At 69.3% G+C, this 21011-nt stretch carries 20 protein-coding genes; 5 read left to right on the forward strand and 15 right to left on the reverse strand.

Going from position 1 to position 21011, the window contains the following annotated elements; all coding sequences use genetic code 11:
- Positions 1-112: 112 nt before the first annotated feature.
- Positions 113-1642, reverse strand: a complete 1530-nt coding sequence (locus ACWCQ1_RS34925; RefSeq protein ID WP_451028191.1) for an NAD(P)H-hydrate dehydratase — start codon at positions 1640-1642, stop codon at positions 113-115.
- Positions 1643-1735: 93 nt separating this feature from the next.
- Here ACWCQ1_RS34925 and ACWCQ1_RS34930 point away from each other — a divergent pair, with 93 nt between their 5' ends.
- Positions 1736-2185 (forward strand): hypothetical protein, encoded by a 450-nt coding sequence (locus ACWCQ1_RS34930; RefSeq protein ID WP_358593203.1) that lies wholly within the window; start codon positions 1736-1738, stop codon positions 2183-2185.
- 163 nt (positions 2186-2348) lie between these two features.
- On the opposite strand, the gene ACWCQ1_RS34935 is transcribed toward ACWCQ1_RS34930, so the two are convergent.
- From ACWCQ1_RS34935 to ACWCQ1_RS34950, 4 genes are all read right to left on the reverse strand, one after another.
- Entirely contained in the window at positions 2349-3311 is a 963-nt protein-coding gene (locus ACWCQ1_RS34935; RefSeq protein WP_451028192.1) for an NAD(P)H-dependent flavin oxidoreductase, read from the reverse strand.
- 26 nt (positions 3312-3337) lie between these two features.
- On the reverse strand, positions 3338-3709 hold the full coding sequence (locus ACWCQ1_RS34940) for a holo-ACP synthase (RefSeq protein WP_133043264.1): 372 nt from the start codon (positions 3707-3709) through the stop codon (positions 3338-3340).
- Between the two features lie 160 nt (positions 3710-3869).
- Positions 3870-4712: a hypothetical protein gene (locus ACWCQ1_RS34945; RefSeq protein ID WP_451028193.1), complete on the reverse strand. Its 843-nt coding sequence runs from the start codon at positions 4710-4712 to the stop codon at positions 3870-3872.
- Between the two features lie 86 nt (positions 4713-4798).
- Positions 4799-5347 (reverse strand): DUF1062 domain-containing protein, encoded by a 549-nt coding sequence (locus ACWCQ1_RS34950; RefSeq protein ID WP_451028194.1) that lies wholly within the window; start codon positions 5345-5347, stop codon positions 4799-4801.
- A gap of 285 nt (positions 5348-5632) precedes the next feature.
- Between ACWCQ1_RS34950 and ACWCQ1_RS34955 the strand changes: the two genes are divergently transcribed.
- Entirely contained in the window at positions 5633-5983 is a 351-nt protein-coding gene (locus ACWCQ1_RS34955; RefSeq protein WP_358593199.1) for a hypothetical protein, read from the forward strand.
- Between the two features lie 95 nt (positions 5984-6078).
- Here the strand turns inward: ACWCQ1_RS34955 and glmS are convergent, their stop codons facing one another.
- On the reverse strand, positions 6079-7926 hold the full coding sequence (gene glmS, locus ACWCQ1_RS34960) for a glutamine--fructose-6-phosphate transaminase (isomerizing) (RefSeq protein ID WP_133043268.1): 1848 nt from the start codon (positions 7924-7926) through the stop codon (positions 6079-6081).
- Positions 7927-8090: 164 nt separating this feature from the next.
- Here glmS and coaA point away from each other — a divergent pair, with 164 nt between their 5' ends.
- On the forward strand, positions 8091-9059 hold the full coding sequence (coaA, locus tag ACWCQ1_RS34965) for a type I pantothenate kinase (protein ID WP_451028195.1): 969 nt from the start codon (positions 8091-8093) through the stop codon (positions 9057-9059).
- A 16-nt stretch (positions 9060-9075) separates the two neighbouring features.
- Positions 9076-10014, forward strand: coding sequence for a DUF389 domain-containing protein (locus ACWCQ1_RS34970; RefSeq protein ID WP_358593197.1), 939 nt, complete (start codon positions 9076-9078; stop codon positions 10012-10014).
- Between the two features lie 59 nt (positions 10015-10073).
- On the opposite strand, the gene glmM is transcribed toward ACWCQ1_RS34970, so the two are convergent.
- The 3 genes from glmM to rplM all read right to left on the reverse strand — a co-directional run bounded on the left by glmM (position 10074) and on the right by rplM (position 12607).
- Positions 10074-11432, reverse strand: a complete 1359-nt coding sequence (gene glmM / locus ACWCQ1_RS34975) for a phosphoglucosamine mutase (RefSeq protein WP_133043271.1) — start codon at positions 11430-11432, stop codon at positions 10074-10076.
- Between the two features lie 177 nt (positions 11433-11609).
- The gene (gene rpsI / locus ACWCQ1_RS34980) at positions 11610-12122 is read right to left on the reverse strand and encodes a 30S ribosomal protein S9 (RefSeq protein ID WP_123974782.1); all 513 of its coding nucleotides are present in this window, start codon (positions 12120-12122) and stop codon (positions 11610-11612) included.
- A gap of 41 nt (positions 12123-12163) precedes the next feature.
- Positions 12164-12607 carry a 50S ribosomal protein L13 gene (rplM, locus tag ACWCQ1_RS34985; RefSeq protein ID WP_133043272.1) on the reverse strand — a complete coding sequence of 148 codons (444 nt, stop codon included), beginning with the start codon at positions 12605-12607 and terminating at the stop codon, positions 12164-12166.
- A 269-nt stretch (positions 12608-12876) separates the two neighbouring features.
- On the opposite strand from rplM, the gene ACWCQ1_RS34990 reads away from it, so the two are divergent.
- Positions 12877-13758, forward strand: coding sequence for a hypothetical protein (locus ACWCQ1_RS34990; protein WP_451028196.1), 882 nt, complete (start codon positions 12877-12879; stop codon positions 13756-13758).
- A gap of 50 nt (positions 13759-13808) precedes the next feature.
- Here the strand turns inward: ACWCQ1_RS34990 and ACWCQ1_RS34995 are convergent, their stop codons facing one another.
- Genes ACWCQ1_RS34995 through ACWCQ1_RS35020 form a run of 6 tightly spaced genes read right to left on the reverse strand, consistent with a single transcriptional unit; the run spans position 13809 to position 20689 of the window.
- Positions 13809-14315, reverse strand: coding sequence for a GtrA family protein (locus ACWCQ1_RS34995; protein ID WP_358593195.1), 507 nt, complete (start codon positions 14313-14315; stop codon positions 13809-13811).
- Positions 14316-14323: 8 nt separating this feature from the next.
- Positions 14324-15085, reverse strand: coding sequence for a polyprenol monophosphomannose synthase (locus ACWCQ1_RS35000; protein ID WP_133043275.1), 762 nt, complete (start codon positions 15083-15085; stop codon positions 14324-14326).
- An 18-nt stretch (positions 15086-15103) separates the two neighbouring features.
- Positions 15104-16423: a UDP-glucose dehydrogenase family protein gene (locus ACWCQ1_RS35005; protein WP_133043276.1), complete on the reverse strand. Its 1320-nt coding sequence runs from the start codon at positions 16421-16423 to the stop codon at positions 15104-15106.
- A gap of 32 nt (positions 16424-16455) precedes the next feature.
- Positions 16456-18258, reverse strand: a complete 1803-nt coding sequence (locus ACWCQ1_RS35010) for an ArnT family glycosyltransferase (RefSeq protein WP_451028197.1) — start codon at positions 18256-18258, stop codon at positions 16456-16458.
- Complete coding sequence (locus ACWCQ1_RS35015; RefSeq protein WP_358593193.1) at positions 18258-19274, reverse strand: glycoside hydrolase family 26 protein; 1017 nt, start codon at positions 19272-19274, stop codon at positions 18258-18260. Before ACWCQ1_RS35015 ends, ACWCQ1_RS35010 begins: the two co-directional genes overlap by 1 nt.
- The gene (locus tag ACWCQ1_RS35020) at positions 19274-20689 is read right to left on the reverse strand and encodes a glycosyltransferase family 2 protein (protein ID WP_133043527.1); all 1416 of its coding nucleotides are present in this window, start codon (positions 20687-20689) and stop codon (positions 19274-19276) included. Before ACWCQ1_RS35020 ends, ACWCQ1_RS35015 begins: the two co-directional genes overlap by 1 nt.
- Between the last annotated feature and the right edge of the window lie 322 nt (positions 20690-21011).

Consider the following 21011-nt stretch of genomic DNA (forward strand, 5'->3'; position numbering starts at 1 on the left):
CAAGGCCGTCAGTCCCGGACATCGGGCCGGGCCGTCAGCCCCGCACGTCGCGCCAGGCCGTCAGTCCCGCACGTCGCGCCACGCCGCCGGGATCGCACGTCGCGCCGGGCCGTCAGTCCCGTACGTCGCGCCACGCCGCCGGGATCGCCTCCGCCACGTCGTGGGCGCCGGCCGGTGCCCCGTGGGCGGCGAACCGTCCGGCCAGGCCGTGCAGGTAGGCCGCGACGCTTCCCGCGTCCAGTGCGCTGAGGCCGGACGCCAGCAGCGACCCCGCGAGCCCCGACAGGACGTCCCCGCTGCCGGCCGTCGCCAGCCAGGCCGTCCCGGTCGCGTTGACCCGTACGACCCCGCCATCCGAGTCGGCGACCAACGTCGTCGAGCCCTTGAGCAGAACGGTGGCGCCGTAACGGGCGGCGAGTTCGCGCGCGGAGGCGAGCCGCGCCCCCTCGACCTCCTCCCGCGCCACGCCGAGCAGCGCGGCGGCCTCTCCGGCGTGCGGGGTCATCAACGTCGGCGCCGTACGCCCCCGTACGGCATCGCGCTCCGCCAGCCGCAGCCCGTCCGCGTCGACGAGCACGGGTACGTCCGTCTCCAGCACCTCTGCGACGGTCGCCGCGTCGTCCCCGGCACCCGGTCCCACGACCCACGCCTGCACGCGCCCCGCCTTCTGCGGCCCCTGGTCCGACACCAGCGTCTCGGGGAACCGGGCGAGGACGGCGTCCCCGGCCGGCCCGACGTACCGCACGGCCCCGGCGCCACCCCGCAGCGCCCCCGACACGGCGAGCACGGCCGCGCCCGGATACCGCACGGACCCGGCGGCGATCCCGACGACCCCGCGCCGGTACTTGTCGCTCTCGGCGCCGGGCACGGGCAGCAGCGCGGCGACGTCGGCGTGCTGCAGTGCCTCGAGTTCGGGTTCGAGGGGCAGTACGTCCGCCAGCCCGATGTCGACGAGCCTGACCGACCCGGCGTACTCGCGCGCGGGATCGATCAGCAGCCCCGGTTTGTGCGTGCCGAAGGTAACGGTGAGGTCGGCCCGCATCGCCTCCCCCCGCACCTCACCGCTGTCCGCGTCGACCCCGCTGGGCAGGTCGACGGCGACGACGGGAACGCGGGCGTCCGCGGCGATGCCGGCCAACTGCGCGGCCTCGGGCCGGAGTCCACCCTTGCCGCCGATACCGACGATGCCGTCGACGACGAGATCGGCCCGGAGGACGGCCTCTTCGACCACGTCGAACCCGGCGGCGGCTGCGGAGTTGGCGGTGGGCCGGACAGTGTGGCCCCCGGCCTCGGTTTCGGCCTCGGGCGTACGAGCGTGAGCGTCCCCCGTGGCGACGATCCGCCCCCCGGCCCGCCGCAACGCCGCGAGCCCCCCGGCGTGCGCCCGTTCGGGCGTGAGCAGCAGCGCCGTGACTCCCGCGCCCCGCCGGGCGAGCCGCGCGCCGGCGTACAGGGCGTCGCCTCCGTTGTCCCCGCTCCCGACGAGCAGTACGACGCGGCTGCCGTAGACCCGCCCGAGCATCTCGGCGCAGGCGGCGGCGAGGCCGGCCGCGGCCCTCTGCATCAACGCCCCTTCGGGAAGCCGCGCCATGAGCTCCCGCTCGGCGTTCCTGACCGTCTCCACGCTGTAGGCAGTACGCATGCGACCGAGTCTCCCCCGCCGACGCCCCGCTCCGCACCCCGGCCGTTCACCGCACCGGGTCGAGTGTCAGTGGCGGCTGCCATGATCGGCCGTATGGGAGTCATCTACGGCTATTACGCCGCTGCGGACGACGGGGACGCCGCCGGAGCGATCGTGCGCGAGGACGAGGAGCTCTTCGGGGCGGGGTACGACGAGGTGGAGGTGAAGGGCATCGACCCGATGGTCGACCTGCTGCCCGCCGAGACGCTCATCACCGGCCTGTCGGCGGAGACGGTCGAGTCCGATCCCCGCCGCGGTGAGCTGATCGCCGCCGTCGAGGACGCAGGAGCGATCAGCCTCTCGCTCACGGACACCTTCCGCGACGCCCTCGCGGCCTTCGACAAGCAGCTGCTGGACGCCGTCGCCCAAGGCTGGGCGGCCTCGGGCGCCTTCTACACCCCACCGGACCCGTCAGACCTGGCCGACTTCCTCCGCAAACTGTCCGCCTTGGCGGAACGGGCGGTGGGGCGGGGACAGAGGTTGTACTGCTGGATATGCCCATAGTCGCTGTACGGCCTGCCCTACGGCCCTGCTGTACGACCTTGCTCTACGGCCCTGCTGTACGGCCCTGCTGTACGGCCCCGGTGTCCTGCCGCTTCTCGGGATCCCGCCGTTCACCTGCCGTGGGCGCCGGCTGCCCCAACGCGGCCGCGTTCCCCTCCCCTTGTCATTCCCTCCTCGCCCGATCCAGTGCCTTCTCCGCCTGTTCGGCCAATGTGGCGACGAGGCCGGCCGCAGGCGGGAGGTCGGTGATGAGGTCGACCGCCTCGCTCGCCCACACGGGCAGCGGCGGTATTTCGCCGCGCGCCACGTCGGCCTGGTAGGCGAGTTGGGCCGCCCGCGGATCGGCGGCGAGTTCGGCTTCCCGTCCCCGCCACTGGTCCAGGTAGGGATGACCGAGGGTGCGGGCCGTGTAGGTGGACGGCCAGTCGGAGCCCCGGGCGATGTCAAGGATCCGGTTGCGTTCCGTTTCCTCCCCGCGCCCGTCGAGGATCGTCCTGACGACGGCTGGATCGACGGTGGCCTCGGCGGTGGCCTGGAACCGCGTGCCGATGAGCGCCCCGGCCGCGCCCAGCGCCAGCGCGGCGGCGATTCCCCGCCCATCCGCGATACCCCCGGCGGCCAGCACCGGCACGCCGCCCGCCAGATCCACGACCACCGGCACGAAGGTCAGGGTGGACCGCCCCTTCCGGGCCCCATGGCCACCGCTCTCCGTCCCCTGAGCCACGATGACGTCGGCGCCGAGATCCACCGCCCGCCGAGCCTCGTGGAGATCGGTGACCTGAATGACCACGGCGGCCCCCGCCGAACGGATCCGCTCGACGAAGGGACGCGGATCGCCGAAGGACAACATCACCGCATGGGGCCGGTACTCCAACGTCAATTCAACGGCCCGAACCCCCACGGCCCAGCTGAGAAACCCGACACCCCAGGGCTGACCGGCCCCCGCCACGACCGGCAACTCGCGCTCCAGCCAGGCCGGATCACCGTACGCTCCACCGAGCAGTCCAAGCCCGCCCCCGCGGGAAACGGCAGCCGCCAGCGCCCCACCGGCGGACCCGCCCATCGGTGCCGACGCGATGGGATACCGCACGCCGAACAACCTCGTGAACGCGGTAGCCAAGGCCACGACGGCGCCCCCACCCTTCCGACAAGTCAGCCTTCGGCGACGACTACGGCCGAGGCAACCCCGGCATCGTGACTGAGCGACACGTGCCAGGACCGCACGCCCAGTTGTTCCGCCCGGGCCGCCACCGTCCCCTTCACCCGCAAACGCGGTTGCCCACTGTCCTCGACATACACCTCGGCATCGGTCCAGTGCAGCCCCGCCGGCGCCCCGAGCGCCTTGGCGAGGGCCTCCTTGGCGGCGAACCGCGCGGCCAGCGAGGCAACCCCCCGCCGCTCACCGCTCGGCAACAACAACTCGCTCTCCACGAACAGCCGCTCCGCCATCCCGGGCGTCCGCTTCAGCGACGCCTCGAACCGCGCGATCTCAGCCACGTCGATCCCGACGCCGATGATGCTCATGCGGGCACTCTACGGTCGTCAGACAGCCCTGGTCAGGACGCCTCCTCGGTCTCGGTGAGCAGTTTCCGCACTCTCCACGAGTCCGGCCCGGTCGAGCCGCGACAAAACGTTCAGGCACCGGGAAACTCCCGGGCATCAGTCGAATTGCCGTCGAAGCCAGTCAGCCCCTCGGTGCGCCCCACCATCGTCCATCCCGATGACGGACCCGGTGCCAGTCCTCGCCGGGCGCATCCTGCGGCACCGCTACCAGCATCGACTCCGCTTCGCCCCGCACGTACTCGACCTGAGCCTTGGTCAGCCGCCGGCACTTCCACAGCAACTCCGCCCTTTCGGCAACCGCCGGATCATCAGGTCGTGACGGCTTCCCGAGCTCGACTCCCGCCATGGCGGCAAGGCTGCCGCCCGGAATGCCGAGTGCGGTCGCGAAGCCCGTCACGACGCCCGGGGTCACTGGAACTCGGCCCCTTCCGATGCCGCTGATGGTGGAAGCGGCCCGGTACAGGCCGCCGTCGGTCATCACTGCCAGGACCTTCGCCGCGACACTCACAGAGCGCAGATTCCGGTTACCGCACAGCAGGTTGCCGAGTACCGCACCGAACCCGGCCTCACGCTGGTCGTAGATGAACGGTGAAGCGAGCGGGCTGTCCTCCGATTCCAGAGGCATCTGATCAACGAGTCGATTGATGTGGGCTGTCTGCTCCGGCGGTAGCGCCATCAAGACGCGGACAACATCGACGATCGCGGCTCCTACGCCCCGGTCGCGGGATGTGAGTGGTGCCGGTGCCGTTCTAGGAAAGTCGGCGATCACAAAGAGATCGGCGGTGTGGAGGCCGAGCGCGGGGGCGAGCGCCGTGAGTTGCGGTGCCCTCGGCGGAGTGCCCGTCATCATCGAGCGGAGTTCGGTCACCGGAACGCCGGACTCCAGGGACAGCCGTACGACAGCCATGCGGCGGTGATTGATGAGCCGGGTCAGCAACGCACCGAAGTTTGAAGGGCTGACCAAGGTGTCTCCTCACGTCTACCTATTCAAATACCGGGGCCGGGCCTGTCCGGAAGATCCTGCCGGACAGGCCCCATTCCAGGGAGGGCTCAGCGCTTCAGGGTGAAGGTGAAGTCGCCGGAGAGCTTGCCGTTCAGGCGGATCGCCGAAACGACCTTCCCCTCCGTGATCAGACGCTCGACCTCGGCTCGCGAAAGCCCGCAGCCCTCCGCGATGAGCCGCACCGGCCGGACCGGAATCCGCGCCGCGAAGTGGACCGAGACGTCGATCACCTCGCGGTCCAGGTGATCGGTTCCGCCCGTGTCGAGGCGCCAGGCGCCGTCCCAGTCGAGGGCGACGCGATCACGCCGCCGTACGACAGGATCCTGGAGCAACTCGGCTGCCAGACCGAGGTCGTTGGCGTGCAGCCGGTCCAGCAGTTCAGGTCGTACTGAACGCACGTTCATCCGCTCGAAAACCGTGAGCTTCGCGGTTTCCCCGCACGCCGTGCAGAGCACGAGCAGCCAGGCGTCGATGAGCTTGTGGTTCGCGTTGACGCGGAATTTACCGTTCGCCCGGAAACGCTCCGACGCGCACGTATGGCAACGGCGCAGGACGAGCGGCAGGCAGGTGGGCATGACCACCCAGTTGGTGAGCACAGAAGTACACCGGTTTCAGTGAGAAGTCCGCAGCAAAAGGAGCGCGGCGCACAGGTGCGACGCGCGACGATTCAGCGCTCGGGAGGTCTCACACGGTGTACAACGGCACGTCCTCACCCAGACGACTCGGTCGGCAGCACGGTAGGGGCCCAAGTCGGCGCCCTTCCACTGGTTTTCCACGCCGCCGCCAACTCGTCCAAGCCCTCGACACCCCCAAGATCATCGGCCGGCCCCTCCCCCAGTAGCCTTTGCGGTGACCATCGCAAGTAACGGGAGGAAACAGCCTTGAAGTTGAAGTCTCTGGGCACCGCGCTCGCCACCGCCGCCCTCATCGGTACGGCCCTCACCGGCACCGTCGCCACCGCCGGGACCGCCGCCGCGGCGACCCTGCCGACGGACTGCAGCAAGGCGCTCGTCAACGTCAAGCCCAAGGAGACCGTCAACGTCCGCACCTCGCCGAAGACGAGTGCCACGGCCGTCGGCATCTGGGCCAAGGGCGCGAAGGGCGCCGTCTGCAACGACGGGAAGTCCTACAAGGGCGGCTCGTACACGGCCTGCGGCAAGACGAGCAACCAGTGGCTCTACGGCGGCGACACCAAGAACGGCTGGGTGCCGAAGACCTGCTTCGCCATCTGACCGGGGTCTGATCGGGCCCGGATGACAGAGGGGCGTACGGCATGTCTTGCGGCCGTACGCCCCTTTCCGCGCCCGGAGGTTCTACCGCCGCCCGCTCACTCCACCGTCACCGACTTCGCCAGGTTCCGCGGCTGGTCCACCTCGTTGCCGCGGGCCGTCGCCAGTTCGCAGGCGAACACCTGCAACGGGACCGTGGCGACCAGGGGCTGGAGGAGGGTCGGGGTCGCCGGGATGCGGATCAGGTGGTCGGCGTACGGCACCACCGCCTCGTCCCCCTCCTCCGCGATCACGATGGTCCGCGCACCCCGCGCCCTGATCTCCTGGATGTTGGACACGATCTTGTCGTGGAGGACGGAGCGGCCCCGGGGCGAGGGCACCACGACCACGACCGGCAGATCCTCCTCGATCAGGGCGATCGGGCCGTGTTTCAACTCCCCCGCCGCGAAGCCCTCGGCGTGCATGTAGGCGAGTTCCTTCAGCTTCAGCGCGCCTTCCAGGGCCACCGGGTAGCCGACGTGCCGCCCGAGGAAGAGCACCGTGTTCTTGTCGGCGAGGGATCGCGCCAGCGCCCGTACCGGCTCCATCGTCTCCAGGACGCGGTCGACCTCGACCGAGATCCGAGCGAGGTCGCGGATCACGGCGCCGATCTCGTCGCCCCACTTGGTGCCGCGCACCTGGCCCAGATAGAGGGCGACCAGGTAGCAGGCGACCAGCTGCGTCAGGAAGGCCTTCGTCGAGGCGACGGCCACCTCCGGACCGGCGTGCGTGTAGAGCACCGCGTCCGACTCGCGGGGGATCGTCGAGCCGTTGGTGTTGCAGATGGCCAGCACCTTGGAACCCTGCTCGCGGGCGTGCCGCAGCGCCATCAGCGTGTCCATCGTCTCGCCGGACTGGGAGATGGCGATCACGAGCGACCGCGCGCCCAGGATCGGGTCCCGGTAGCGGAACTCGCTCGCCAGCTCCACCTCGCACGGGATGCGCGTCCAGTGCTCGATGGCGTACTTGGCGATCAGCCCGGCGTGGAAGGCCGTACCGCAGGCGACGATGACGACCTTGTCGACCTCGCGCAGCTCCGAGGCGCTGATCCGCACCTCGTCCAGCGTCAGCGAACCGCCGGCGTCGATGCGGCCGAGCAGCGTGTCGGCGACCGCCTTGGGCTGCTCGGCGATCTCCTTGAGCATGAAGTAGTCATAGCCCCCCTTTTCCGCGGCGGAGGCGTCCCAGTCCACGTGGTAGGTCCGGACCTCCGCGGGCGCGCCGTCGAAGCCCGTCACCGTCACGCCGTCGCGGCGCAGCTCGACGACCTGGTCCTGGCCCAGCTCGATCGCCGACCGCGTGTGGGCGATGAACGCGGCGACGTCGGAGGCCAGGAACGCCTCGCCCTCACCAACGCCCACCACCAGCGGGGAGTTCCGCCGCGCGCCCACGACGACATCGGGTTCGTCCGCGTGCACCGCCACGAGCGTGAACGCGCCCTCCAGCCGCCGGCACACCAGCCGCATGGCCTCGCCGAGATCGGCGCAGGACGAGAACTCCTCGGCGAGCAGGTGGGCGACGACCTCGGTGTCGGTCTCGGAGGCGAGATCGTGGCCCCGCTCCGCCAACTCCGCCCGCAGCACGGCGAAGTTCTCGATGATCCCGTTGTGGACGACCGCGACCCGCCCCGCGTTGTCGAGATGCGGATGCGCGTTCGCGTCGGTCGGTCCGCCGTGCGTGGCCCACCGGGTGTGCCCGATGCCGGTCGAACCCGTCGGCAACGGCCGGTCGACCAGCTCCTTCTCCAGGTTCACCAGCTTCCCGGCCTTCTTGGCCGCCGCCAGCCCTCCGTCCGCCAGCACGGCGACACCCGCCGAGTCGTACCCCCGGTACTCCAGCCGCTTCAGCCCGGCCATCACGACATCAAGCGCCGACTGCGCCCCCACGTATCCCACGATTCCGCACATGGCCCGCAGCCTAAGGCCGAATCGCCGTCGGAAAGACAGCGATCGTGCCCGAAATCGGAAATTCCCACGGCCATACGAGCCCGCGCGGACGAGCGTGACGCACCCCACCCCCCACCCCGTTCAAACTCCGTTAACAATGGACTGTGATCTCTCCGGTCTCCTCGATGCCCCGGAGCGCCCACCGGCAGAGGCCGGAGGCGACTCCCTACGTCGACCTCACCCGAACCGAGTGGAGCGCGCTGCGGGACAAGACGCCGTTGCCGCTGACCGCGGAGGAGGTCGAGAAGCTGCGCGGTCTCGGTGACGTCATCGACCTCGACGAGGTGCGGGACATCTACCTCCCGCTCTCCCGGCTCCTCAACCTCTACGTCGGCGCCACGGACGGGCTGAGAGGGGCCCTGAACACGTTCCTGGGCGAGCAGGGCTCCCAGTCCGGCACGCCGTTCGTCATCGGCGTCGCCGGATCGGTGGCCGTCGGGAAGTCGACCGTCGCCCGTCTCCTCCAGGCGCTCCTGTCCCGCTGGCCCGAGCACCCCCGCGTCGAGCTCGTGACCACCGACGGCTTCCTGCTGCCCACCCGGGAGCTCCGGGCCCGCGGTCTGATGTCGCGCAAGGGCTTCCCGGAGTCGTACGACCGCCGTGCCCTCACCCGTTTCGTCGCCGACATCAAGGCCGGCAAGGACGAGGTCACCGCCCCCGTCTACTCCCACCTGATCTACGACATCGTGCCGGACCAGCGGCTCACGGTCCGCCGCCCGGACATCCTCATCGTCGAGGGCCTCAACGTGCTGCAGCCCGCCCTCCCCGGCAAGGACGGCCGCACCCGCGTCGGTCTCGCCGACTACTTCGACTTCAGTGTGTACGTCGACGCGAGCGGCGAGGACATCGAGCGCTGGTACCTCAGCCGGTTCAAGAAGCTGCGCCAGACCGCCTTCCAGAACCCGGACTCGTACTTCAGGAAGTACACCCAGGTCTCCGAGGAGGAGGCCCTCGACTACGCCCGCACCCTGTGGCGCACGATCAACAAGCCCAACCTGGTCGAGAACATCGCCCCCACCCGCGGCCGCGCCACCCTCATCGTCCGCAAGGGCCCCGACCACAAGGTCCAGCGCCTGAGCCTGCGCAAGCTGTGACCGTTAGTCTGCGCCCATGCTGCACCTTCGCCTGATCACCCCGGCCGGCCGGACCGACGACGTGGTCCGGCTGATCGAGAAGACGGTCGGGACGGCTCATCTCGTCGTCCTGCCCGGCGCCGCCCGCAACCCCGCCGGGGACGTGGTGATGTGCGATGTCGCCCGTGAGGCCGGCGACGAACTGATCGGCGCGCTGCGGGACCTGGGAGTGGACCGGACCGGTTCCATCGCCGTCGAGAACATCGACCTGTCGCTGTCCGCGCGGGCCGACAAGGCGGAGGAGGAGGCCCCGGGCGAGGGCGCGGACGCGGTGCTCTGGGAGCAGCTGACCGACGCCACCCACGAGGAGTCGACGCTCTCCGTCACCTACGTCGCCTTCATCACCCTCGCCACCATGATCGCGGCCTGCGGTGTCGTGCTCGACAACGCCATCCTGATCGTCGGCGCGATGGCGGTGGGCCCGGAGTTCGGCCCGCTCGCCGGTATCTGCACCTCGGTGGTCCAGCGCCATCCGCGCCTGGCCCTGCGCTCGCTGACCGCGCTGCTGGTCGGCTTCGCGGTGGCCATGCTGATCACCGTCGGCTTCACCTACGTCATGGACAGCATCAACCTGTTCACCAAGGTGCGTCTGGAGGCCGAGCGCCCCAACACCAACTTCATCTACCGCCCCGACGCCTTCTCGTTCGTCGTGGCGGTCCTGGCCGGCATCGCCGGCACCCTGTCGCTGACCTCGGCGAAGTCGGGCCTCCTGGTGGGCGTGGCCATCTCGGTCACCACGGTCCCGGCCGCCGCCAACGCGGCCGTCGCCTTCGCCTACACCGAGTACCGCCAGGCCTGGGGCTCGACGGAACAACTGCTCCTGAACCTCATGGGCATCGTCCTGGCCGGCACCGTGACCCTCTTGACCCAGAAGTGGTTGTGGGCCTCTCAACGCCGGAACATCAGCGCCCCATAGGGACAGCCCGCCATCAGGAATTCCGCCGCCCCGAACCCGGCCCGGGCCCGTTGCGGCCCTTACCCCAGCGCCGACTTCACCGCGTCGGCCAGCCGCCCCGCCACCGACCGGGCCTGATCGATGTCGGCGGCTTCGACCATGACCCGGACCAACGGCTCCGTCCCGGAAGGCCGCAGCAACACCCGCCCGGTGGAGCCGAGTTCACGCTCGGCCTCGGAAACGGCCGCCGCCAGCTCCGCGGACGTCCGCACCCGGGACTTGTCGACGTCCGGCACATTGATCAGCACCTGCGGCAGCCGCTCCATCACCCCCGCGAGGTCCCGCAGCGACCGCCCCGTCTCCGCGACGCGCGCCGCCAGCAGGAGCCCCGTCAGCGTGCCGTCCCCGGTCGTCGCGTGGTCCAGGATGATCACGTGCCCGGACTGCTCGCCGCCGAGCGCGTAGCCGTGCCGCTTCATCTCCTCCAGCACATACCGGTCCCCGACCGCGGTCTGGACGAGCGTCAGCCCCTCCCGCTCCAGCGCCAGCTTGAACCCGAGGTTGGACATCACGGTCGCCACCACGGTGTCGGCCCGCAGCACGGACCGCTCCCGCATGGCCAGCGCGAGTACGGCCAGGATCTGGTCGCCGTCGACCTCCGCCCCGGTGTGGTCCACGGCCAGGCACCGGTCCGCGTCACCGTCGTGCGCGATACCGAGCGCCGCCCCGTGCTCGACGACCGCGGCCTTCAGCTTGTCGAGGTGGGTCGAGCCGCAGCCGTCGTTGATGTTGAGCCCGTCCGGCGAGGCGCCGATCGTGACGACCTCGGCCCCGGCCCGGGAGAACGCCTCCGGCGACACCCACGCCGCCGCGCCGTGCGCCTCGTCGAGGACGATCTTCAGTCCGTCCAGCCGGTTCGGGAGTACGGCGATCAGATGGGCGACGTACTTGTCGAAGCCCTCCTCGTAGTCCCGCACCCGTCCGACGCCCGCCCCGGTGGGCCGCTCCCAGGGCTCACCGTGCCGGTGGGAGTCGTACACCGCCTCGATCCGGTCCTCCAACTCGTCGGCGAGCTTGTGGCCGCCACGGGCGAAGAACTTGACGCCGTTGTCGGGCATGGCGTTGTGGCTGGCGGAGAGCATGACGCCCAGGTCGGCGCCGAGCGCGCCGGTGAGGTACGCCACCGCGGGCGTCGGCAGCACACCGACGCGCAGCACGTCCACGCCGGCGCTCGCGAGGCCCGCGACGACAGCGGCCTCCAGGAACTCCCCGGACGCACGGGGGTCCCGTCCGACGACCGCCGTTGGCCGGTGGCCCTCGAACGTTCCCGCCTCGGCCAGCACGTGCGCCGCCGCGACCGACAGACCGAGCGCCATCTCGGCCGTCAGGTCCGCGTTGGCGACGCCCCGTACGCCGTCCGTGCCGAAGAGTCGTCCCACTTGTCCTCCTGAGGAAACGTCGGTTGCGGGCGGCGTACACCCATCGGATAGCGGCATCCGATCACACAAGCCGTTGAGCGTCTTGTGCCGTTATACGCCCCCGACGGTGATAAACGAACGCCCCGACAGCACTGTGGCGTGCCGCCGGGGCGTTCGCGGAAGAGCAGGCAGCGAAGCTTAGCGCTTGCTGTACTGCGGGGCCTTGCGGGCCTTCTTCAGACCGGCCTTCTTGCGCTCGACCGCACGGTCGTCGCGGCGGAGGAAGCCGGCCTTCTTGAGCGGACCGCGGTTGTTGTCGACGTCGGCCTCGTTCAGCGCGCGGGCGACACCGAGACGGAGCGCACCGGCCTGACCGGAGACACCGCCACCGGCGATGCGGGCGATGACGTCGTAGCGGCCCTCGAGCTCGAGCACCTTGAAGGGCTCGTTGACTTCCTGCTGGTGCACCTTGTTCGGGAAGTAGTCCTCGAGGGTGCGACCGTTGATCTTCCACTTGCCGGTGCCCGGGACGATCCGGACGCGGGCGATGGCGTTCTTGCGGCGGCCCAGGCCGGCGGCCGGCTGGGGGTCGCCGAAGCGGGACGCGAGGGACTCGGAGGTGTACTCGCCCTCGACGGGGACGTCCGACTCCGTGGTGTAGCTGTCGATGTCAAGCTCTTCGAGCGGCTGCTCGGCAGTGGTCTCGGCCACGATTCTCCTCAGATTCTCTTCAGTCTTAGGGGTGGCCGGACTTACTGCGCGACCTGGGTGATCTCGAACGGCTGCGGCTGCTGCGCGCCGTGCGGGTGCTGGTCACCCTTGTAGACCTTCAGCTTCGAGAGCATCTGACGGCCCAGGGAGTTCTTGGGGAGCATGCCCTTGACGGCCTTCTCGATGGCCTTCTCGGGGTTCTTGTCCAGCAGCTCGTCGTAGCGGACGGAGCGCAGACCACCCGGGTAGCCGGAGTGGCGGTACGCCATCTTCTGGGTCCGCTTGTTGCCGGACAGGTGCACCTTGTCGGCGTTGATGATGATGACGAAGTCACCGGTGTCGACGTGGGGCGCGTAGATCGGCTTGTGCTTGCCGCGGAGGAGCGACGCGGCGGTGGTGGCAAGACGCCCCAGGACAACGTCCTGAGCGTCGATGACGTGCCACTGGCGAGTCACATCGCCGGGCTTGGGGCTGTACGTACGCACTTCGCAGCCTTCTTCTTCAGTGGATGGGTGCTGAAAATGGCATCACTGAAGCGATCGTGCAGCTGGGGACGACAAATATGCCGGGCCACTGCCCGTATGCCGCCCACTGGTAACTGCTCCAGGGAACCTGTGTGAAGGGCTTCTCGTGAGTACGAGCGAGCCAATACACAACGAAGAAGCAGAATACCGGGGTCATCCGGGCGGGTCAAAACGAGCCCGTTGTCCACAGGCCCACCGGCACCACGCGCACCCCCACTAAGATGCGCCCCATGAGCTTTGGGCAGCAGGGGGGACCTCAGTCCCAGTGGGATCCCTGGAAACCGCAATCCCAGCAGCCGTGGAACAGCGGCGGCGACAGCCGGACGCCGGACTGGGCGGCGCTCGCCGAGGCGTCCGAGACCCGCAACCGAAGGCGCCGGCTGCTGTTCATAGGCGGCGGCGCGGTGGCCACCATCGCGATAGGCACCGCCGTCGCCCTGGCCGTCGTCTCGGCCAACGGCGACAACAACGCCTCCGGGAGCCCGTCCAACCTGCCCGCGAGCGCCTCGATCCCCAGCAGCAGCGCCTCGGCCCCGTCCTTCGCGCCGACCAGCGCGCCGCCCCCGCTGGACCCGAAGGAGTTCATCTCCAGCAAGGCAAAGGACACGGCCCCGCTCAGCGTGGAGACCCTCTTCCCGGGCTCCCAGCTGACCATGGGCTCGGCGGTCTACAAGAAGGGCGCCACGGCCGACACGAAGAACTGCGCGTCGGCCGCCAAAGGCACCCTCCCGGCCGTCCTCACCGGCAACGACTGCACCCGTCTGATGCGCGTCACCTACAGCAAGGACGGCGTCGCGGTGACGGTCGGCGTGGCCGTCTTCGACACCCAGGCCCAGGCGGCCAAGGCCAGGACCCAGTCGGACAAGAAGGGCTTCGTCACGTCCCTGCCCGGCAAGGGCGTGAAGGACTTCTGCAACGCCGCCACCTGCCTCACCACGGCCAACTCCTACGGCCGCTACGCCTACTTCACGACCGTGGGCTTCACCAACGGCAAGGACGTGACGAAGAACTCCACGAACGTCTTCGCCGCCGGCAACGACCTGCAGCTGTTCACGTTCCGCCAGATCAACCGGCGGGGCGAGGCGCAGGCGTCGGCCGCCGCGAACGGCTGACCGGCCCGCCGTCGAGGCGTACGGGTCCGCCGTCGAGCGCGCCGGTCCGGTCAGCTCCGCTCCCAGGCCCCGCTCAGCACGGGCTCCGGGTAGGACGGCAGCGGGTCGGCCGGCGGGGCGGCCGTCCGGAAGACCCACGTCCGGTAGGACCAGAAGCGGAACAGGGTCGCGATGCCGATGCCGACGAACTTGCTGACGTTGTTGGCGATCGTGCCGTCGAAGCCCAGCCCGTAGGTGGCCGCGTAGAGGACCCCGTTCTCGATGACCAGGCCGACCGCGCTGAAGAAGAGGAAGAGAGTCATCTCCCTCCGCTTGCTGCCGCGGTCCTCCTGGGTCCGCTCGCGGTACGTGAAGTACCGCAGGCCGAGATAGTTGGTGAGGATCGCGACGGCGGTCGCCAGGACGCTCGCCCGGACCGTCTGCCACTGCGTGACGGTCCTGATGGCGTTGAAGACCGCGAGGTTCACCACGAACCCCGAGGCTCCCACCAGGCCGAACTTCGCGATCTCGCCGTACAGCTTCCCCGTCCGCGACGGAAGCGCATGCCGTCCGCTCACGGTGGCGCTCAGCCCCGCCGGTTGCGCAGCCGCAGCCGCACCGGCATCACGGCCGACTCGATCTGCGTCGACAGGTTCATCTTGGACACGCCCTCCGTGCGCTCCTCGAAGCGGATCGGGATCTCGACGGCGCTGTGCCCGGCCCGGACGGCCTTGAACTTCAGCTCGACCTGGAAGCTGTATCCGGCGCTGTCCAGGGTCGCGAGGTCGATGTCCCGCAGCGTCGCGGCCGACCACAGGTTGAAGCCGGCGGTGATGTCCCGGATCTTGGTGCCGAGCACGGTCCGGGCGTAGCGGTTGGCGAACCGGGAGAGCAGGACGCGGTGCTTGCCCCACTCCTCGTCCAGCGAGCCGCCCTCGACGTACCGGCTGCCGACGACCAGGCCCACGCCGGACGCGATGGCCGTTCCGAGCATCCGTGGGACCGCTTCCACCGGGTGGCTGCCGTCGGCGTCCATCTGCACGACGTACTCGGCGCCCTCGTCGAGCGCGGCGCTCATGCCCGCCACGTAGGCCCGCCCGAGCCCGTCCTTCTCGGTCCGGTGCAGCACGCTCATCCGGTACCGCCCGTCCCAGTTGTACTTCTCCGCCAGCTCCTCGGCGATCCGCCCGGTGCCGTCAGGGCTCGAGTCGTCGACGATCTTCAGATGCAGCCCGTCGATCCGCAGCCCGAGCACCAGCTCGGCCATCCGCGGCAGGTTCGCGGCCTCGTTGTAGGTGGGCATCACGACGGTGACCCGGACGCCCGGGTATCTGTCGAGGCTCGTCATGTCCGTTTCTTCCCCTCCCTAGAGGCCCCGAAGGGACCTCTCCCCAGCGGGCGCGGGTCTGCCCAGCGCCCGGAAGTGCCAGCCCGCAGCGGTCCAGCGGTCCGCGTCGAGCACCCCCCGGCCGTCCACGATCAGCGGACGGGACACGAGCCCGGCGGCATGCTCCGGGTCGATCTCCCGGAACTGCGGCCACTCAGTCAGATGCAGCACGAGGTCGGCTCCCCGCAGGGCTTCCTCGGCCGACACCGCGTAACCGAGGAGCGGGAACGCCTTGCGGGCGTTGTCCAGCGCCTCGGGGTCGTAGACCGTTACGTCGCCGCCGTCGAGACGCAGCCGGGCGGCCACGTTCAGCGCGGGCGAGTCGCGGATGTCGTCGGAGTCGGGCTTGAAGGCCGCTCCGAGCACGGCGATCCGGGCCCCCAGGACCGAACCCCCGCACAGCTCGCGCGCCACGTCGACAACCTTGTCGCGTCGGCGCATGTTGATCGCGTCGACCTCCCGCAGGAAGTCCAGCGAGACCCCCAGTTCCCCGGCGCGGTGCGCGAAGGCCCGGATGTCCTTGGGCAGACAGCCTCCGCCGAAGCCGATGCCGGCGCGCAAGAACTTCCGGCCGATCCGGTCGTCGTGGCCGATCGCCTCGGCCAGGACGCCGACGTCGCCGCCCGCGGCCTCGCAGACCTCGGCCATCGCGTTGATGAAGGAGATCTTGGTGGCGAGGAACGCATTCGCGGCCGTCTTGACCAGCTCGGCGGTCGGGAAGTCGGCCGTGACCAGCGGTGTGCCCGCGTCGAGGACGGGGGCGTACACCGCACGGAGGATCGTTTCCGCGTGCGAAGACCGTACGCCGAACACCAGCCGGTCCGGCCGCAGCGTGTCCTCGACGGCGAAGCCCTCGCGCAGGAACTCCGGGTTCCACGCGACCTCGGCAGCCTCGTGCAGCGCCGCCAGTCGCTCCGCCGTCCCTACCGGCACGGTCGACTTGCCGACCAGCAGGGCCCCCTCGGCCGCGTGCTCGGCGATGGCCGCGAAGGCCGCGTCGACGTAGGTCAGGTCGGCGCCCTCGGAACCCGAGCGCTGGGGAGTGCCGACGCACACGAAGTGCACCTCGCCGAAGGCCCCGGCCGCCGCGTAGTCGGTGGTGAACCGCAGCCGTCCGCTCGCAGTGTGCTTCGCGATCAGCTCCGGCAGCCCGGGCTCATGGAACGGCACCCGCCCCGCCTGCAGCGCGGCGACCTTGTCGGGGTCCACGTCGACCCCGAGCACCTCGTGTCCCAGCTCCGCCATGCAGGCGGCGTGGGTGGCACCGAGATAGCCGGTGCCGATGACTGTGAGCCGCATGGGCACGGTGTTTCCTGCGATGGAGAGGGCGTTCATGACGTCTTGACCCAGATGCGGTATTCGCTGGTTCCGTTCGCGTTGCGGAACGGGATCTCGGCCAGCAGTCGGTAGTGGGCGTTGCCCTTCACGGCGGCGGCGACGATGTGGTCAACCCGCGGGTTGGTGAGCCCGTCGAGCACGATCAGGTCGAAGTCGCCGTCCTTGACGGCCTCCTTGTAGGCCTGGTCGCCGCTGTAGTACTTGCCCTTCTTGTCCTTGTACTCCATGCCGAAGAGGCTGTTCCACTGCTTGTGGGTGGACTTCTCGCGCAGGTAGTAGACGGGTACCTCCGGCGTCGAGGCCAGGTAGGTGCCCTTGGAGTTCACATGGGACTGGATGGCGCTGATCATCTTGCTGGAATTCGGCCAGATGTCGAAGCGCCAGTCCGCCTGCTGGATGCCCAGGCACAGCATCGCGGTCCAGAGCATGATGCCGAGCTGCGGGTAGCGGAAGTGCGCCCCCACCAGGCGGGTCACGCCCACACCGGCCATCGGCGCGGCGAACAGAAGGCCGAAGCCGACGTGCTTGAACAGCGACACCACGGTCCCGAGGTAGACCTGGTACGCCGGCGCCAGCAGCGCCGTTCCGCACAGCACGATGCCGAGCAGGGCCCGCCACCGCCAGCCGGGGGCGCCGAGCCTGAGCGCCTGCGGAGACTCGTTCATGCGGCTGCGCCGGACATAGGAGACGGCGCCGCCGACGGCCGCGAGGAACATCAGCCCGCCCCACTTGGCGGACTGCGTCAGCAGGAACTCGGTGGTGTCGGTGCCGTGCACACGGTTGGTCGTGGTCTGCCGCACACCGTCCATCAAGTTGGTGGTGTACATGCCCGCCACCAGCAGACCGCCGATACCGGCGGCGAGCAGGACCATCCGCAGGAACGCCTTACGGCCCTTGTAGGGCCACCCGGTGAGCAGCGCCAGCACGACGATGGTCGGCAGGTACAGCGCGGACGCATACTTCACGCCGACCGCCAGGACGGCGACGGGTGCGGCCAGCAGCACCGTGATCACCGGGGCACGGGCCGTGCGCACGACGATCCAGGTGGTCAGGGCCAGCAGGAACACCGCGCACGCGTCGTAGGTGGCGAAGTAACCCATCACCACGGTCGACTGGATCACCGCGAAGAGTGCCGCGCCCGCCAGGGCGGCCCGTTCGTTGAACAGCCGCCGGGAGAAGGAGTACAGCAGTCCGGTGGTGCAGAGCATGAAGAACAGGCTCAGCGTCCGCGCCCCCGCAAGCCCGAACTTCGAGTCCACGATCGCGGCGAGTACCGGGTAGAGCTGCGGCGAGCCGGAGAAGTACGCGGCGTAGTCGCGGGGCAGCGGGGTGCCGTGGAGCAGGTTGGCAAGCTCGGAGTGACCGGCCGCCAGATACAGCGCCTCGTCCTGGAATGCGGTGTTGGACAACCGCAGCGACAGCGCCGCCTGGACGGCCAGGATGCACAGCAGCACCGCCCGGCTGACCCAGGCCCGCCGACGGCTCGCCTCCATCTCCCAGCCGGCCTCCGGCGTCTCGGGGATGTGGTACGCGGGCTCGTCGTCCGGAACCTGCTGGTACTGGACCGTGCGCAGGGCGTACGTCGGCTGGTCGTCATAACCCGCCTGCGGCTGATCCGGGATGCCGGCGGCGTAGGGCTGGTACGTCTGCTGGTCCACGAACTGCCGTGTTTCGTACTCCTGCTGCTGGTACTGCCTCGGGGGCACACCGTTGGAGTTGAACCAGCCGCCGGCGTCGTCCTCGGCGTACGGATCGTAGGGCGGCTGGGGCGAATAGTGATCGTTTTTGGAGGTCATCACGGCTTCCGTACGTCGAAGCCGAAACGGTCGTCAGCGGCGAGGCGCTTGAACTCCTTGAGTGCCAGCGGGCTCGCCTCCAACCGCCAGTCGGCACGCTTCTTTTGGTTGAACCAGATGAAGCCGAGCATGTTGTCATCGGCCTCCACACCCGCGAACAGGTTGCGGATGTCGGCCCGTCGCCGCTCCCCCGCCATCGCCGCGGTCTCCAGGAGGAGCATCGGCTTCTTGGTGAAGGTACGGACCTCGTCGATGGTGGGTCCGAAGACACTGCTGAAGGCGTTGTCCTGGTCGATCGTCCAGTAGCCGACGAAGCCGACCCAGTCCACATAGGCGTCGCCCGGGTAGTACGGCTTGAGCTGTACGTTCTTGACCGGGTTGATGATGTTGGGAGCCCAGGCCCAGATCACGTTCGAGGCTCCGACGTCGGCGAACGTGTCGTGGATGTGCCGCCAGGCCGCCACGAACTGCTGGGGGGTGACGTACTTCGTACCCCACTTCTCCCAGTGCCCGTTGAACTCGTCGGCGAAGTCGATCACCACGGGCAGGTTCAGCTTGCGGACCGCGGTCGCGTACTTCTTGAGGTACGCGTCCGACTTGCCGGCCGCGATGTCGGCGAGGGTGGTGTCGAAGGGCTCCCAGGACATCAGCGTCAGGGCGCCTTCCTTCCAGGCCGCGCGCACTCCGCTGGCATCGAAGCCGTCGCCCCAGGCCGCGTAGTACTCGAGGAGGTTCGGCTGCTTGCCGGTCATCCCGGTGTACGCCTCGACGGGCTTGAGGGAGTTCGGCGCTCCCGGGAGAGCCGCACCGTAGTACTTCTTCGCCGGCTTCAGCAGCGGTGTGACGTCGTAGGGAATGTCGTTGTTCGCGCTCCCCGACGGATCGGCTCCGGCCTTGGCGTGCCCGGCCGACGACGGCTTGCCCCCGTCGTCCCCGAGCAGCGAGCATCCGCTGAGGGTCAGTGCGGCCAGCACGACGGCCGTCAGGGCGGTACGGGTACGAGTGAGGAGGCGCATCAGGCCGCCGCCCTTTCCCGCGGCTGGACCAGCACCCGGCCCACCACGAGGGCGTAGAAGACTCCGGAGGACAGGACCAGGGCAAAGTTCGGGGCGTCCATCGTGAACGTCCGGTAGACCGCCGCCACGACCCAGATCAGCGCGGTGCCGCCGCTCCAGACCCACATGCCGATCCAGAAGCGGCGGGTCTTGTTCTTCTTGGCGCCGGAGGAGCCGGTGGGCTGCCAGCCCATGCGGTTCTTGCGCAGGATGTCCCAGATGGCGAAGACGTGCGCCCAGCCGTACATCATGCGGGCAGCCCATGCCTCCAGGCGGTAGGGCGCCTTGTGCCACATGGGGAAGACGATCGTGGTGTAGACGATGCTGGGCACCACCAGGAGCAGATGCTCGACCTTGAGCTTGTCCGGCATCATCACCAGCAGCACGATCGGGATGACCGGTGCGGCGAAGGTGAACAGCGCCGTGTGGATGTAGTAGAAGAACCCGGACATGTAGCACAGGCGGCTGGAGAGCTTGATCTTGCGCTCCCAGAACTTCCTGCTGCCGAGCAGACTCATCGAGCCGGAACACCAGCGGTACTGCTGGTTGAAGAAGGCGCCGGCGGTGTCCGGGCACACTCCAGTGGACACGGCGACGGGCACATAGCGCAGGTCCCAGCCGAGGCCGCGCAGGTCGAACCCGGTGTGCACGTCCTCGGAGTGCTCGATCAGGGTGGTGCCGCCGTTGGTCTCCAGCGCGGCCCGCCGGTACACGGCACAGGAGCCGACGCAGATCGCTCCGTCACTGCCCTGCCGGGAGACCTGCACCGACCGGTAGAACAGCTCCTGCACGGCGCCCGCACCGCGCTCGATCCAGTTCTGCGAGTCGAGCACGCGGAAGTACTGCGGGGACTGGACGATGCCGATGGACGGGTCGGACTCCATGTACGGCAGCAGCTCTTCGAGCAGGTCGGCGCGCGGGGTAAAGTCGGCGTCCAGGATCAGGATGTACTGACCGTCGGACTGCCCGAACCCGAAGTGCAGGTTGCCGGCCTTCTTGAACCAGCCACGGTTCTCCCGGGTGCCATAACGGAACCCGAAGTCACGGGCCATCGCCTTCAGTTGCGGGTCAGCGCCGTCGTCCAGGACGAACGGGACGCAGACACCGGGGTAGTGGTCGGCCATCTGCCGGACGTGCCGCCAGGTGTTGTGCAGGACCTCGATTGGCTCTCCACACACCGGCAGGAACACGTCCACCGTGGGGTAGACCTCGGGTCGCCAGTTGTGCACGAGCTGCTTGTGGTGGGCGATGTCGAAGTCCCTGGTGAAACCGTTCACCCGCAGGGACACGAGGTAGTAGACCACCGTGAAGACCAGCAGCGGCGTGTAGATCCACAGGACCGGCGTGGACTGGGCCAGTTTGAACTGGCTCACCACCAGGCAGCAGAAGCTGATCAACGAGCAGATCGTCAGGATCCACAGGTTCCTTCGGGCGTAGGAGTACTTCTCCTTGTCCGTGGGCGGCAACGGCAGCAGCCCCAACGGAGCTTCGACACCTCGCCCGGCTTTCCTTCGCCCACTGCTCTGACGCGCGGCACGACGCCCCCCGGCCCGTACCGGGCCAACTGAACTCATGAAAAACCACCCATGGGCCCCTACCGGCCCGTTGACCCCCACCGTTTTTCGGCCACCCCTGTCGAACCTATGGCCGAGTTGCGAAACATTATCCGAGTTATGTGAAGGGCGTAAGAGTTGACTA

It is taken from the genome of Streptomyces sp. NPDC002144 (assembly GCF_053593695.1).